Origin of the sequence: Sneathiella sp. (genome assembly GCF_036844445.1) — a bacterium.
Lineage (GTDB): Bacteria > Pseudomonadota > Alphaproteobacteria > Sneathiellales > Sneathiellaceae > Sneathiella.
This window is the reverse complement of the sequence record NZ_DAIUFV010000002.1, coordinates 384,560-397,772: the sequence shown is the minus strand read 5'-3', so window position 1 is coordinate 397,772 and position 13,213 is coordinate 384,560. Positions and strand designations below refer to the sequence as shown.

Genomic DNA, 13,213 nt, shown 5'->3' with positions numbered 1-13,213 from the left:
CGAACTACTTTCCTTGCCGTCTCGCAAGGTCCTCGGCTTTCTCCGGATCATACCACCAGCTTTGCAGAACCGCACGGTCAAAACCCGGCTTCTCTGCATCCGGCCGGCCGAATTTATTCCAATAGGCAATGAAGTGGGAGCTTTTGTACCATTGCGGAATAAAATAATAATTCCACATCAGCACGCGATCGAGCGCACGCGCGGCGGACCTGTGCTCACTGCGCGTTTTGGCCTCGATAATTTTCTCGATCAGCGCATCAACAACGGGGTTTTTGACCCCGGCGATGTTGAGGCCGCCGATGACGTCCGCCGCCGCGGAGCCCCACCAGTTGCGCTGTTCGACGCCCGGCAGCTCGGGCTGCGAGACGCGGCGGATAACAATGTCGAAATCAAACTCCCGCACCCGGTTCTGCCAGCTCGCGACATCGATGACGCGGATCGATGCATTGATGCCGGCGCGCTTCAGATTGGCGATGTAGGGGTTGATGACGCGCGCCATAGTTTGCTCATAGAGCAGGAACTCGACACTCATCTGCTGGCCCTCATTGTTAACCAGGCGATTGCCGGAGATTGTCCAGCCTGCCTCGCGAAAAAGCGCCAGCGCCTTTTGGATCTGGCTGCGCATATTGCCCGATCCGTCCGTCTTCGGGGGCGTGAACTCCTCCGTGAACAGTGCCGCCGGCAGGATGTCCCGATAAGGTTCGAGAAGCGCAAGCTCCTCCGCGCCCGGAAGCCCCGTCGCCTTCAGGTCGGAGTTCTCAAACACCGAGCCAAGGCGCTTATAAAGGCCATGAAAGAGATTCTGGTTGGTCCATTCGAAATCAAAAAGCAGCCCGAACGCCTCACGCGCCTTGATGTTGTCGAATGGCGCGCGGCGGGTGTTGAGGAAAAACGCCTGCATTCCGGTCAGGCTGGCATCGGGAAGAATATCGCGCTTGATGAAGCCGTTTTTGACCGCCGGCTTATCGTCATATTCCGTGGCCCAGGAGCGGGAGGTGAACTCCTCGCGAAAATCATACTCGCCGGCGAAAAACGCCTCGAGCGCAATCGTGCGGTCGCGGTAGTAGTCGACCTGGATGGTATCGAAATTGAACCGCCCCCGGGAGACCGGAAGGTCCTTCGCCCAGTGGTTTCGAACGCGCTCGTAAACAAGGGTGCGGCCGGGATCTACCCGCGCGAGCCGGTACGGGCCGGAGCCGAGCAACGGGGTCATGCTCGTCACATTGAAGGGCCGGGTTGTGAAGGATGCTTTGGACAGCACAGGCATCGTACCGACCACTCCGGGCAGGTCGCGGGTCAGGGCGCCGTCGCGAAACTCGAAGCGGATACGGTCCGGCGCGAGGACATTTGCGGCGACGATGTCGCGGAAGTTGAGGGCATAGCGCGGATGTCCCTCTTCCTTCAGCAGGTTGAAGGTGAAGGCAACGTCCTCAGCGGTGATCGGACTCTCGTCATGAAAGCGTGCTTCGGGGCGGAGGCGAAACTCCGCCCATCGCCCGTCCGGATCGACGGTCACGCTTCTCGCGAGCAGGCCGTAGACGGCATCCGGTTCATCGAAGGACGGGGTCATGAGCGAGGTGAAGTTGAAATAAAGATCGCCGCCGCGATCGCCGTTGAGCAGGCCGGCATTGCCCTTCAGCAGAAAGGGATTGACGGTATCGAAGCTGTCGAGATCGCGCAGCTTGATCGTGCCACCCTTCGGCGCCTGCGGATTGACATAATCGAAATGCGTAAAATCGGCGCCATATTTCAGTTCGCCAAAGGCGGAAAACCCGTGGCTCGGCTGCGGTTCGGCATAGGCGGCGATGGTAACGAGCAGAAATGTCGCAACAAGCGCGGGCAGGGCCTTTATCATCTCACCTCTCTGTCGGGCGTCCGACGACTATTTTTCTTTCAGCCGTTGCAGTCCTGCGCGCAGATTTGCTTCCTTCTCCGGATCAACCCACCAGCTCATGATGTCCGGCCCCTGCGACGGATTGATATCGGTATGCCCGAACTTGTTCCAATAGGCAATTCGGTCATAGGCGGCATGGAACTGCGGAATGACATAGAAATTCCATGTCAGCACACGGTCGAGCGCGCGAACGGCCGGAATGAGTTCCTCATAGGTCGGCGCCGCGATTAGATTTTCGATCAGCGCGTCAACGACCGGGCTGTCGATCCCCATGACGTTGCGGCTGCCGGGCCGCTTGCCGGCGGCGCTGCCCCAGAACTCCCGCTGCTCGTTCCCGGGACTGATGGACTGCGGGAAAACCGCCGTCGTGATATCGAAATCGTAATTGCGCAGGCGTTCCGTATATTGCGAGGTGTCGACGACGCGGGTTGAGGCATCGATGCCGAGTTTCTTCAGGTTGCGGATGAACGGCCCTGTGATGCGCAGTCCGTTCGGATCATACATCAGGAATTCGATCGTGAGCGGCTGGCCCGTTTTCGGATCGGTGAGTTTTCCGTCAATCACTTTCCAGCCCGCGTCTTCAAGGATCTTCATCGCGGTGCGAAGCGCGGCGCGATCCTGCCCCGAGCCGTCGCTTACCGGGGCTTTGTAGGCCGGTCCGAAGACGCGCGGCGGTAACTGGTCGCGATAGGGCTCCAGTATCGCAAGTTCGGCGTCCGATGGCTCGCCTTCCGCCGCCATGACCGAATTTTCAAAATAGCTGCTGGTCCGGCTGTACTGCTCGAACATGATGTTCCTGTTCAGCCATTCGAAGTCGAACGCATATCCGAGCGCTTCGCGCACGGCGGGATCCTGAAATTTCTCCCGCCGGAGATTGAAGGCGTAACCCTGCATTCCGGCGGAGCGCTCATTGTCGATCTCCTCGCGGATGACAAGCCCTTCGCGGACTGCGGGGAAGTCATAGCCGGTTGCCCAGTTCTTGGCGCTGTTTTCCGCGCGATAGTCATATTCACCGGCGGCGAACGCCTCGAGCCGGACCGCAGAGTCGCGATAGAAATCATAGCGGATGGTGTCGAAATTATAGCGCCCTTTATTGATGGGGATATCCGCTCCCCAGTAATCCGGCACACGCTCAAATTCGATGTAGCGGTTGGCTTCAAACTGTTTGACGCGGTAGGGGCCCGAGCTGAGTATCGGCGACAGCGTGGTCTCGTCGAAATTGCGTGTCTCGAAATGCGCCTTCGACAGCACCGGTAGAAGCTGGCCGACGATCTGCGGCAATTCGCGATTGGGCGGGCCGGAGAAGACGAATTTAATCCGGTGATCACCGATTTTTTCGGCCGACTGCACATCCGCATAATAGTAGCGGAAAAGCGGCGTTCCCTTCTCCTTGACCGCCTCAAAGCTGAAAATCAGGTCTTCCGGCGTTATGGGCGTGCCATCGTGAAAACGCGCTTCGGGGCGGAGATTGAAGATGGCGAAGGAGAGATCTTCCGCCACCTCGACGCTTTCGGCAACGAGCCCGTATTCAGCGCTTGGATCGTCATAGGACTGGCTGAGAAGCGTTTCAAAGGTAAGGCCGAGCCCGTTGGCGGACTGCCCGCGGGCAATAAAGGGATTGAGGTTATCGAAGCCGCCTTCTGCCGAGAGACGCAGGGTGCCGCCTTTCGGCGCATCGGGGTTCACATAGTCAAGATGCGAGAAATCAGGGCCGTATTTCAGCGGGCCGGCCAGCGACAATCCATGGCTTTTGATGGTTTTGATCCCGTCAGCGGCATTGGCAGCGGAAAACGTGAGGCTGAATAGCAGAAGTGCCGACGCGGCTGATTTCAGAAAACCCATAAATATCCTCACTCGATACACTTGTCGGAATATGTGTTTCAAGATGGGCGGTTTGCCGGGGGACATCAAGAAAAAAAGCCGTGAAGTGGAGGGCAGTTCGCGCGGCGGGGCGAACAAAAACACCGGACGGGGTGCCATCCGGTGTGTCTGTTGAGCTGGGGTGCGGCGCGCGGAGCGAACTCCGCGCTCGATGCATCAGTCGGACTGGCTCGTCGGCTGTTCTTCGCTGGATGCAGCCGGTTCCTGTTCCCCTTCAGCCGGCGTCTCTGCGCCTTCCGTTGCTTCGGCCGGCGTTTCTTCCTCGACCGTCGGCAGCGGGACATCGCTCTTGCCGAGGGTGCGGAGATAGACAATCAGGTCAGCCCGCTCTTCCGCCTTGCGGATACCGGCGAAGGCCATCTTGGTGCCCTTGATATAGTCACTCGGCTTGGCGATGAAGTGATCGAGATTTTCATACGTCCACTCACCGCCCTTTTCCAGCAGCGCGCTCGAGTAGCTGAAGCCGTCAACCGCGCCCTTGGCACGATCCAGAATGCCATAAAGGTTGGGGCCGGTCTTGTTGGCGCCGCCCTCTTCGGCCGTATGGCAGGTGCTGCATTTCTTGAACGCGTTCGCGCCGCGGTCAGCGTCGGCGGAGGCCAGCAGGGCTGCGAGAGACGGGCCCGCATCCACTTCCTCACCGCCGGCAACGTCGGTCGAAGTAAAGGCGCTCGTGTCAATCGCATAAGCGGGAGATTCTGGATAGGTCGGGCTCACCGCCAGCTTGGCGACCTCGTTTATAACCAGCATAATCAGAACGCCCGCCAGAACGGCACCGATAATTTTGTTTATTTCGAAACTATTCATTGCTGCCCTCAGCTTTTTATATCCTTAGCGGTACCTCTTACCAGCGGCAATAAAAAATTGCGAGCGGAAATTAACTGCTTTGTCCTGCCGGGCGCAAGACGTATATACTCATTTCATCGGAAAATTCGTCTTTTGGATCAAAATCATGGGATCTGCACCGCAAAAACCGCTGATCGTCATTCCGGCCCGCATGGCCTCGACCAGACTGCCGGGCAAGCCGCTGGCCGAGATCGGCGGCCTGCCGATGATTGTCCAGGTCCTGCGCCGCGCCGAGGAGGCCGCCATCGGTCCCGTCATAGTCGCTTGTGCTGAAAAGGAAATTGCCGACGTGGTGAGCGCCGCCGGCGGAACGGCGATCCTGACCCGCCCCGATCACCCGTCGGGCTCCGACCGGGTATTCGAAGCGGCCGAGCGGTTTGATCCGGACGGGAGTTTCGATGCCATCGTGAATCTCCAGGGCGATCTGCCGGCGCTCGATCCCGCGGCCGTTGGCGCCATTTTTCGCCCGCTACAAAATGTCGCAGTTGATATTTCAACGCTCGTCGCCGTGATTACCGATCCGGCGGAACTTGACGATGAAAATGCCGTGAAGGCGGTCGTCTCGCTCGGCGAAGGCGCAACAATCGGCCGCGCGCTCTGGTTCAGCCGCCTGAAAAGTCCGGGCGGCGCGGGGCCGCATTATCACCATATCGGCCTCTACGCCTATCGCCGCGCGTCGCTCGCCAAATTCGTGTCGCTGCCGCCCGCACCGCTCGAACAGCGGGAGCGGCTGGAGCAGCTCCGCGCGCTCGAAGCCGGCATGAGAATTGATGCGGCTGTCGTTGACACGGTGCCGCTTGGCGTTGATACTCCGGAAGATCTGGCGCGCATCCGCCGCATGTTTGTTTCCTGATAATTTGAGAAGTTGAAAATGTCCGAGACTGATCCTGACAATCGTATTGCCTTTCAGGGGGTCCCCGGTGCCTATGGCCATCTGTCCTGCATGACGGTATATCCGGAAATGGATGCGACCCCGTGCGACACATTTTCGGGCACGCTGGCGATGGTGCGCGACGGGCATGCGGCGCTTGCAATGATCCCGATCGAGAATTCGCTCGGCGGGCGCGTCGCGGACATTCACCATCTGCTTCCCGAATCCGGACTTTACATCATCGGCGAACATTTCCAGCCCGTCCAGCATCAGCTCCTCGGCGTGCCGGGCGCGACGCTTGGCGATGTGAAGATTGTGCACAGCCACGAACAGGCGCTCTCGCAGTGCCGCGGGCTCATTCATGATTTCAACCTGGTGCCGATGGTCCACGCGGACACGGCGGGATCGGCGAAGATGATTGCCGAGCTTGGCGACAAGACGCAGGCGTCGATCGCCTCCAGCCTCGCCGGCGAGATCTATGGCCTGCAGGTGCTGCGCGACCGGGTCGAGGATCGCATCGGCAACACGACGCGCTTCGTTATCATGTCGCGGCACCGCAGGACGCCGGATCCGAAAGAAGGCCGCTGCATGACAAGCTTCGTCTTTCAGGTGCGCAGCCAGCCGGCGGCGCTCTACAAGGCGCTCGGCGGATTTGCAACGAACGGCGTTAACGTCACGAAGCTTGAAAGCTATATCACTGACGCAAGCTTCGAAGCGGCGCAGTTTTATATCGATATCGAGGGGCACCCCGAGGAAGCCCGCGTTGCCCGCGCCATCGAGGAATTGCAGTTCTTCTCCGCGAAGCTGAAGATCCTTGGCGTCTATCCGATGAACCCCTATCGGCGGCAGTACAGCAGCTGATAAGGCTTGATCAACGTTGCGGGATTGAATATAAGCGCTCGCATTTCCCGAGCGCGCTGCGCGCCGGGAACAGGTAAGGAACAGCAATGCTGAAGAACCAGATTGAGATCATCACGGCTCTCGGTCGCGCGCAGAAGCTATTTCTGCTGATCGCGATCAGCGCCATGGCGGTCGTCGTCACGGCGTCGAACATCCTCGTCGAGATGCCGATCAATGACTGGCTCACATGGGGCGCATTGTCCTATCCTGTTGCCTTTCTGGTGACCGACATCACCAACCGGACCCTCGGTGTGCGCATTGCCCGCCATGTGGTCGTGGTCGGCTTTGTTGCCGCCGTCGTCATATCGCTGCTGATTGCCAATCCCCGCATTGCGCTCGCCTCGGGCTCGGCATTCCTGTTTGCGCAGCTTCTCGATGTGACGATCTTTGATCGCCTTCGCCGCCTGAGCTGGTGGAAGGCGCCCGTCATCTCTTCCGTCGTTGCCTCGCTCGTTGATACGATCATCTTCTTCTCGCTCGCCTTTGCCGGCACCGGGCTGCCGTGGCACACCTGGGCGCTCGGGGACTATGCGACGAAGCTGGTGATGGTGGTGGTCCTGATTCTGCCTTTCCGGGGTCTTATCCGCATAACAGATCCGCTGACGCTTGCGCCGCTGACCCGTTAGTCGTAACGTCCGCGACGGCACGGCCGGGGGAGGGACGGCGCATTCTCGCGCGTCTCGCAGGTCAAGGTTGAGGTGTCTGAATGGATTTGCTTGCCATCGCGCTTATTCTGGCAGCGGCCTGCTGTCATGCGACGTGGAATTTTCTTATTAAGCGCCTGAATGGCGGCCCCGAGCTTGTCTGGCTCTTCTCCCTCGTTTCGAGCGTCATTTATCTGCCGCTCGTCGTCGTCATCATGCTCCTTGAGCGACCGACTTTCGGGGCAATGGAACTGATATTCCTCGCCGGATCCGGCGCCCTGCATCTTGCCTATTTCCTGCTGTTGCAGCAGGGCTACCGCCGCGGTGATCTGTCAGTCGTCTACCCGACGGCGCGCGCCTCGGGGCCGCTGCTCTCCATTACCTTCGCTGTGTTGATTCTCGGCGAATATATGACGGTGCAGATCCTGGGCGGCGGCCTTGCCATCATTATCGGCGTTTTCTTTCTGACCGGCGGGTTTCGGAGCCGCACGTCCAACCTGCGGGCGTCGCTGGGATTTGGGCTTGCCACCGGCGTTCTGATCGGGAGTTACACGGCGTGGGATGCCTATGCCGTCACCGCGCTCATGCTGTCGCCGCTCATTGTCGACTACGCGTCGGCTGTCCTTCGTACCGTCGCGCTCGCGCCCTATGCGGCGGCGCGAAAACCCCTCGTCCTTGGCTTCTGGCGCGATCACAAGGGGGCGGTCATTGTCATCGCGGTGCTGAATTCGCTGGCCTACATCCTCTTCCTGATCGCGGTAACGCTGACGCCGCTCGTCTATGCCGCACCGGCGCGCGAGATCAGTGTGCTGCTGACCGTGATGCTGGGAACGCTCATCCTGAAAGAGGGCAGCTTCCGCGGCCGCATCGGCTGGGCCGCACTGATCCTGGCCGGTATGCTGCTGCTGGCGACGGGTTAGTCAGGCTGCTCGACCCAGAATTTAGCGAGCTGGTGGGCGAGGGCGATCGGGCCGCCCATGCGGAGCCCGCTCCGCTCGCTGCTCTGGTTCAACATGCCGCGCACTTCTTCCTTGCTGAACCAGCGGGCATCCGCAAGTTCCACCCGGTCGATGGTGATATCATCATGCAGTGCCTCGGCGAAGCAGCCGATCATCAGTGATGAGGGGAAGGGCCAGGGCTGGCACTGGTGATAGCGCACATTCTGCACCCGCACGCCCGCTTCTTCAAACACCTCCCGCGCGACGGCCTGCTCGATCGTCTCGCCCGGTTCAATGAAGCCGGCGAGGCAGGAATAGAAGCCCGGCGGAAAGCTGGCACCGCGACCCATCAGGCATTTGTCGCCATAGAGCACCATCATGATGGCAACGGGATCGGTGCGCGGAAAATGCGTCGCCTTGCAGTCGCTGTCCCAGCAGACGCGCGAGTAGCCGCCTTCCTGCGGCCGGGTCGAGGCGCCGCAGACGGCACAGAAGCGATGCCGGTTGTGCCAGTCGATCATCGAGCGGGCCTGCGCGAGCGCGCCGGCCTCGGTCGGGCTGAGCTGGGGGGCGATGGAGCGTACGTCGATAAACTTTCCCCAGTCCGGGAAGGGCGGCTGACGCGGATTTTCGATTGCCGAGACATCGATGGCAAAATGATATATGCCGTGCTTGTCGACGCCGAGAAAGACGTTCTCCGCCCGATCGTCGAGAAACTCGCGCATCTCCACTTCGGGGCGCCAGTCAATCGCGGTCGCCCCGCGCAGGTTGATCAGAACCTTCAATTCATGCAGGGGAAGGAACCGACTGCTCGGATCTTTTATTTTCTGTTCCAACCAGTTCGTGTCGGTGCGAACATGTGAGGCGCGGTCGAGTTCTCCACCGCCAAAGATTATCGGCTTCATCATGACCGGTAATTTGTCACAAAGCGTACCCCGCCGCAATCGTCAAGATGTTGTAAAGGCGTTAAAAAAGCGCGGAGGCAGGGCCGCAGGCAAAAAATTGACGAAAGGGCTTGCTTATCGGCGCCATCTGCATGATATAGGCAGTGGAAGGCTGGCGATGGGCGTGCCTCTCGCCAACCCGGTCAGGTCCGGAAGGAAGCAGCCGTAACGAGTTTCGGTGCGGGTCGTTGCCAGTCTTCTTCTTGTTTCCCCGAAAATTGAGTATTCCCTCGAACGCCGCGCCGCTTTGACTGGCGTTCGGCGGGCCAAGTCTGCTATGATCGCGCCATGTCGACAGAACAAGCAACTACTCCCTATCGGGTTCTCGCCCGGAAGTATCGCCCCAGAAATTTCGATGAACTGATCGGCCATGAGGCGATGGTGCGAACCCTCTCCAACGCGCTGGAGGCGGGCCGCCTCGCGCATGCCTTCATCCTGACAGGGACGCGCGGCATCGGCAAGACGACGACGGCGCGTATCATCGCCCGCGGCCTCAACTGCATCGGTCCGGACGGCACCGGTGGGCCGACGATCTCGCCGTGCGGCGTGTGTGCCAACTGCATCACCATCGCCGAAGATCGCCATCAGGATGTGATTGAAATGGACGCGGCGAGCCGGACCGGCGTCGACGATATCCGCGAACTGATCGATGGCGTGCGCTATCTCCCCGTAAGCGCCCGCTTCAAGATCTATATCATCGACGAAGTGCATATGCTTACGCGCAATGCCTTCAACGCGCTTCTGAAAACGCTGGAAGAGCCGCCGGAGCATGTAAAGTTCATCTTTGCGACCACGGAAATCCGCAAAATTCCGGTGACCGTTCTCTCGCGCTGTCAGCGCTTCGATCTGAAGCGTGTCGACGGGGAGACGCTCGCCGAATATTTCGCAACCATCGCGGCGAAGGAGAACGCCGAGGTTGAGGCGGATGCGCTTGCGCTGATCGCTCGTGCGGCCGAAGGGTCGGTGCGCGACGGCCTCTCGCTGCTCGATCAGGCGATCGCGCATGGCGATGGCAAGGTGAGCGCGGAGCAGGTCCGCGACATGCTCGGCCTTGCCGACCGGACGCGCATTCTCGATCTCTTCACCCTGCTGATGGCAGGCGATATCCGGGAGGCGCTTGCCGTCCTCCGCGGCCAGTATGCCGCGGGCGCCGATCCGATCGTCATCATTCAGGATCTGCTCGAGCTTACACACTGGCTGACGTCGATCAAGGTGACGCCCGAGGCGGTCTCCAATATCGCCGTCGCGGGCGGCGAGGCGGCGCGTGGGGAGGAACTGGCGGGGAAACTCTCCATGCCGGTGCTTGCGCGCACCTGGCAGATGCTGCTTAAAGGGCTTGAGGAAGTGAGCCACGCGCCGATGCCGCTCGCCGCGGCGGAGATGGTTCTGGTTCGCCTTGCCTATGTCAGCGACCTGCCGACGCCCGGCGAGCTTGCGCGCCAGATTGCGGGCGGCGCGTCCGCGCGGCCATCGGCCCCGGCGACCGCAAGCGGCGGCGGCGGAGCGGGCCTGCGCGGGAGCACCGTCGCGACGGCGGCGGTCGCCCTAGCCGGCGCGGCGCCAGAGCGGGCCGCGGAGCGGGCGCCGGAGACGCGGGCGCATCTCTCACTCGTGGCCGATAATGCGCCGCGCATTGAAACGCCGCCGCAACCGGAGCCCGCGCCTGAGCCTGAAGTGCCGGCGCCGCAGGAAGCCCGCGAGATCCAACTGCAATCGATGGAGGATGTGGTTGATGTCCTGACCGACAGGCAGGATATTAAGCTGAAGGCGGAGGTGCTAAACTTCGCCAAGCCCGTGTCCTTTGCGGACGGGGAAATCGAATTCAGCCCAGCGCCGGGCGCGGCAGCGGATCTTGCGAGCCGGCTCGGCAGGCGCCTGCGGGAGATTACCGGCCGCGCATGGGATGTCCGCATGACCGCCCATGCCGAAGGCGCCGCGACGGTCGCCGAAAAACGCGAGAGCGACAAGGCCGCGGAAATCGCCGCGCTTGAGGCGCATCCGCTGGTGCGCAATATCAAGGCGCTTTTCCCCGCCGCAACAATCCGCGAGGTGCGCCATCGCGGACCTTCCCTTGACATGACGCTTGGCGATGACATATCCGGTGATGACGACATTCAGGACGGAGACATATTTGAATGAAAAACCTTGGCAACCTGATGAAGCAGGCTAAAGAGATGCAGGCCAAAATGGCCGAAATGCAGGCCGAACTGGAAAATCATGAGGTGACCGGCCAATCGGGCGCCGGGATGGTCAGGGTGACGCTGAACTGCAAGGGCGAGATGCGCAAACTGCACGTCGATCCGTCGCTGGTTGATCCGGAAGACAAGGAAGTCATGGAAGATCTGATTGTCGCCGCCCATGCGGATGCGAGAAAGAAGGCGGACGCCTACACCGCCGAAAAGATGAAGGAAATGACCGGCGGCCTGCAGCTTCCGCCCGGCATGCAGCTGCCGTTCTGACGCGCCGCTGCGATCAACCCCAATGAGCCAGTCCGAAATCGATACGCTGATCCAGCTTCTCTCGCGGCTTCCCGGCTTCGGCCCGCGGTCGGCGCGGCGGGCGACGCTGCATCTGATCAGCCGGCGGGAAACCCTGCTGACGCCGCTTGCCGCCGCGATGCAGGCGGCGGCGGATACGGTGAAGGTCTGCGAGGAATGCGGCAATCTCGACGTAACGGAACCCTGCGCCATATGCCGGGATGCGGAGCGTGAGGCGACCATGCTGTGCGTCGTCGAAGATGTCTCCGATCTCTGGGCGCTGGAGCGCTCTGCCGCTTTCCGCGGGCGCTATCACGTTCTGGGTGGCACCCTCTCGGCGCTTGATGGGATCGGGCCGGATGAACTGAATATCGAGAGCCTGATCCGCCGCGTAACGGAGGGGCGCGTCAGCGAGGTTATCCTTGCGCTCAATGCAACGGTTGATGGCCAGACAACCGCGCATTATCTTTCGGACCGGCTTTCGGAATTTGATGTGCAGGTAACAAAGCTCGCGCATGGCGTGCCGGTCGGCGGCGAGCTTGACTATCTTGATGATGGCACGCTTTCGGCCGCGCTCAAGTCGCGCCGGTCGATCAGTTAAGGCTCATACCCCATCTCGCGCGGCGCTTCCGGAGGTGCGTTCAGAAGATCCTCGGCAACATCCCCAAGCTGCAATTCCTCGATCCGCTCGGCGCGGCTGCTGATCTTTCGGCTTGAGGTCTTGATCTGGTCGATATCATTTCCGGCTTGAGTGAAATGCTTCGAGAGGTTGTTGACCCGGACATCCAGTCGCTCGATATCCTTCAGCAGCACGCCGATCTCTTTCTGGATGATATGCGCCTGCGCCCGCATCTGACTGTCTTTGAGGACGGCGCGGACCGTGTTGAGCGTCGCCATCAAGGTCGTCGGCGAAACGATCCATACCCGCGACTTGTAGGATTTCTCGAGCACCGCCGGGAAACGCGCGTGAAGCTCCGCATAAACCGCTTCGGAGGGCAGGAACAGAAGCGCCGATTCCGCTGTCTCGCCATCGAGAATATATTTCTCGCTGATATCGGCGATATGTTTCTGCATGGCGTTGCTGAAGGCGCGCTCGGCCTGGGTTTTTTCGGCCTCCGTCTCCGCCTGCCGCATCAGGTGAAAACTCTCCAGCGGAAATTTCGCATCGACGACGATCGGCCCCGGCGGGTTCGGCAGCTTGATCAGGCAGTCGGCCCGTCGGTTGTTGCCAAGCGTTACCTGAAACTCATAGGCCGAGGGCGGCAGGGCCGATTTCACGAGATCATAGAGCTGGATTTCCCCGAACGCACCGCGTGCCTGCTTGTTGGCGAGAATATCCTGCAGCCCGACGACCTGCGTCGAAAGTTCCGTCAGGTTGGTCTGCGCCTTGTCGATGACGGCGAGGCGGGCCTGCAGTTCGGAAAGGCTCTGTCCGGTCTTCTCGGCCGATTGCACGAGGCTTTCGCCAAGCCGGCGCGAAACGGCATCGAGCCGTTCGTTGAGCGTGCGGTTGATCTCGGCGCGGCTGGTCGCTGTATCGTTTGAGACCTGGCGAAGCTGGCCTTCAAGCTGCGACTGCCGGTTCAGTAGCGTTTCCGCAAGACGGTGCAGGTTCTCACTGTTTGCGGATGCTTTTTCGGCAAGCGCCTGCGCCTTCGACATGCGCAGCACAAGAACGACGATGACGATAAAAAGCAGCCCGATAACGGCGATCAGGGCGACTTCAAGCCCTCTTCCTTGCAGAAACTGCTCAATAAACTCTTGCAAAACCCGCTACTCCCCGGGGACCAATGGTCTTGACGAACGCAAACAGGCATA

General features: G+C 60.6%; 12 protein-coding genes and 1 other RNA gene. 8 read left to right on the top strand and 5 right to left on the bottom strand.

Going from position 1 to position 13,213, the window contains the following annotated elements; all coding sequences use genetic code 11:
• Positions 1-4: 4 nt before the first annotated feature.
• The 3 genes from V7Z56_RS05340 to V7Z56_RS05330 all read right to left on the bottom strand — a co-directional run bounded on the left by V7Z56_RS05340 (position 5) and on the right by V7Z56_RS05330 (position 4,582).
• Positions 5-1,855, bottom strand: coding sequence for an extracellular solute-binding protein (locus V7Z56_RS05340; protein ID WP_334128330.1), 1,851 nt, complete (start codon positions 1,853-1,855; stop codon positions 5-7).
• 27 nt (positions 1,856-1,882) lie between these two features.
• Complete coding sequence (locus V7Z56_RS05335; protein WP_334128329.1) at positions 1,883-3,736, bottom strand: extracellular solute-binding protein; 1,854 nt, start codon at positions 3,734-3,736, stop codon at positions 1,883-1,885.
• Between the two features lie 195 nt (positions 3,737-3,931).
• Positions 3,932-4,582 (bottom strand): c-type cytochrome, encoded by a 651-nt coding sequence (locus V7Z56_RS05330; protein ID WP_334128328.1) that lies wholly within the window; start codon positions 4,580-4,582, stop codon positions 3,932-3,934.
• 145 nt (positions 4,583-4,727) lie between these two features.
• On the opposite strand from V7Z56_RS05330, the gene V7Z56_RS05325 reads away from it, so the two are divergent.
• The 4 genes from V7Z56_RS05325 (at position 4,728) to V7Z56_RS05310 (ending at position 7,956) form a co-directional block, all read left to right on the top strand.
• The gene (locus tag V7Z56_RS05325) at positions 4,728-5,474 is read left to right on the top strand and encodes a 3-deoxy-manno-octulosonate cytidylyltransferase (protein ID WP_334128327.1); all 747 of its coding nucleotides are present in this window, start codon (positions 4,728-4,730) and stop codon (positions 5,472-5,474) included.
• A gap of 18 nt (positions 5,475-5,492) precedes the next feature.
• A complete protein-coding gene (locus tag V7Z56_RS05320) occupies positions 5,493-6,353 on the top strand; it encodes a prephenate dehydratase (protein ID WP_334128326.1) in 861 nt (286 codons plus the stop codon).
• Positions 6,354-6,439: 86 nt separating this feature from the next.
• A complete protein-coding gene (locus V7Z56_RS05315) occupies positions 6,440-7,018 on the top strand; it encodes a queuosine precursor transporter (protein WP_334128325.1) in 579 nt (192 codons plus the stop codon).
• Positions 7,019-7,098: 80 nt separating this feature from the next.
• Positions 7,099-7,956 (top strand): DMT family transporter, encoded by an 858-nt coding sequence (locus V7Z56_RS05310; protein WP_334128324.1) that lies wholly within the window; start codon positions 7,099-7,101, stop codon positions 7,954-7,956.
• Here the strand turns inward: V7Z56_RS05310 and nudC are convergent.
• On the bottom strand, positions 7,953-8,882 hold the full coding sequence (gene nudC, locus V7Z56_RS05305; RefSeq protein WP_334128323.1) for an NAD(+) diphosphatase: 930 nt from the start codon (positions 8,880-8,882) through the stop codon (positions 7,953-7,955). The two genes, V7Z56_RS05310 and nudC, sit on opposite strands and share 4 nt — an antisense overlap.
• Positions 8,883-9,025: 143 nt before the next feature.
• Here nudC and ffs point away from each other — a divergent pair.
• The 4 genes from ffs (at position 9,026) to recR (ending at position 11,996) form a co-directional block, all read left to right on the top strand.
• Positions 9,026-9,121: signal recognition particle sRNA small type (ffs, locus tag V7Z56_RS05300), an RNA gene on the top strand.
• A gap of 85 nt (positions 9,122-9,206) precedes the next feature.
• A complete protein-coding gene (locus tag V7Z56_RS05295) occupies positions 9,207-11,057 on the top strand; it encodes a DNA polymerase III subunit gamma/tau (RefSeq protein WP_334128322.1) in 1,851 nt (616 codons plus the stop codon).
• On the top strand, positions 11,054-11,377 hold the full coding sequence (locus tag V7Z56_RS05290) for a YbaB/EbfC family nucleoid-associated protein (protein WP_334128321.1): 324 nt from the start codon (positions 11,054-11,056) through the stop codon (positions 11,375-11,377). Before V7Z56_RS05295 ends, V7Z56_RS05290 begins: the two co-directional genes overlap by 4 nt.
• Positions 11,378-11,399: 22 nt before the next feature.
• Entirely contained in the window at positions 11,400-11,996 is a 597-nt protein-coding gene (gene recR, locus V7Z56_RS05285) for a recombination mediator RecR (protein ID WP_334128320.1), read from the top strand.
• On the opposite strand, the gene V7Z56_RS05280 is transcribed toward recR, so the two are convergent.
• Positions 11,993-13,162 (bottom strand): DNA recombination protein RmuC, encoded by a 1,170-nt coding sequence (locus tag V7Z56_RS05280; protein WP_334128319.1) that lies wholly within the window; start codon positions 13,160-13,162, stop codon positions 11,993-11,995. The genes recR and V7Z56_RS05280 overlap by 4 nt on opposite strands.
• Positions 13,163-13,213 lie beyond the last annotated feature (51 nt).

Coding starts and splice junctions, on each gene's coding strand:
- V7Z56_RS05290 (WP_334128321.1), top strand. CDS start 11,054: ATGAAAAACCTTGGCAACCTGATGAAGCAGGCTAAAGAGATGCAGGCC.
- V7Z56_RS05335 (WP_334128329.1), bottom strand. CDS start 3,736: ATGGGTTTTCTGAAATCAGCCGCGTCGGCACTTCTGCTATTCAGCCTC.
- V7Z56_RS05340 (WP_334128330.1), bottom strand. CDS start 1,855: ATGATAAAGGCCCTGCCCGCGCTTGTTGCGACATTTCTGCTCGTTACC.
- nudC (WP_334128323.1), bottom strand. CDS start 8,882: ATGATGAAGCCGATAATCTTTGGCGGTGGAGAACTCGACCGCGCCTCA.
- V7Z56_RS05295 (WP_334128322.1), top strand. CDS start 9,207: ATGTCGACAGAACAAGCAACTACTCCCTATCGGGTTCTCGCCCGGAAG.
- V7Z56_RS05330 (WP_334128328.1), bottom strand. CDS start 4,582: ATGAATAGTTTCGAAATAAACAAAATTATCGGTGCCGTTCTGGCGGGC.
- V7Z56_RS05310 (WP_334128324.1), top strand. CDS start 7,099: ATGGATTTGCTTGCCATCGCGCTTATTCTGGCAGCGGCCTGCTGTCAT.
- V7Z56_RS05325 (WP_334128327.1), top strand. CDS start 4,728: ATGGGATCTGCACCGCAAAAACCGCTGATCGTCATTCCGGCCCGCATG.
- recR (WP_334128320.1), top strand. CDS start 11,400: ATGAGCCAGTCCGAAATCGATACGCTGATCCAGCTTCTCTCGCGGCTT.
- V7Z56_RS05320 (WP_334128326.1), top strand. CDS start 5,493: ATGTCCGAGACTGATCCTGACAATCGTATTGCCTTTCAGGGGGTCCCC.
- V7Z56_RS05315 (WP_334128325.1), top strand. CDS start 6,440: ATGCTGAAGAACCAGATTGAGATCATCACGGCTCTCGGTCGCGCGCAG.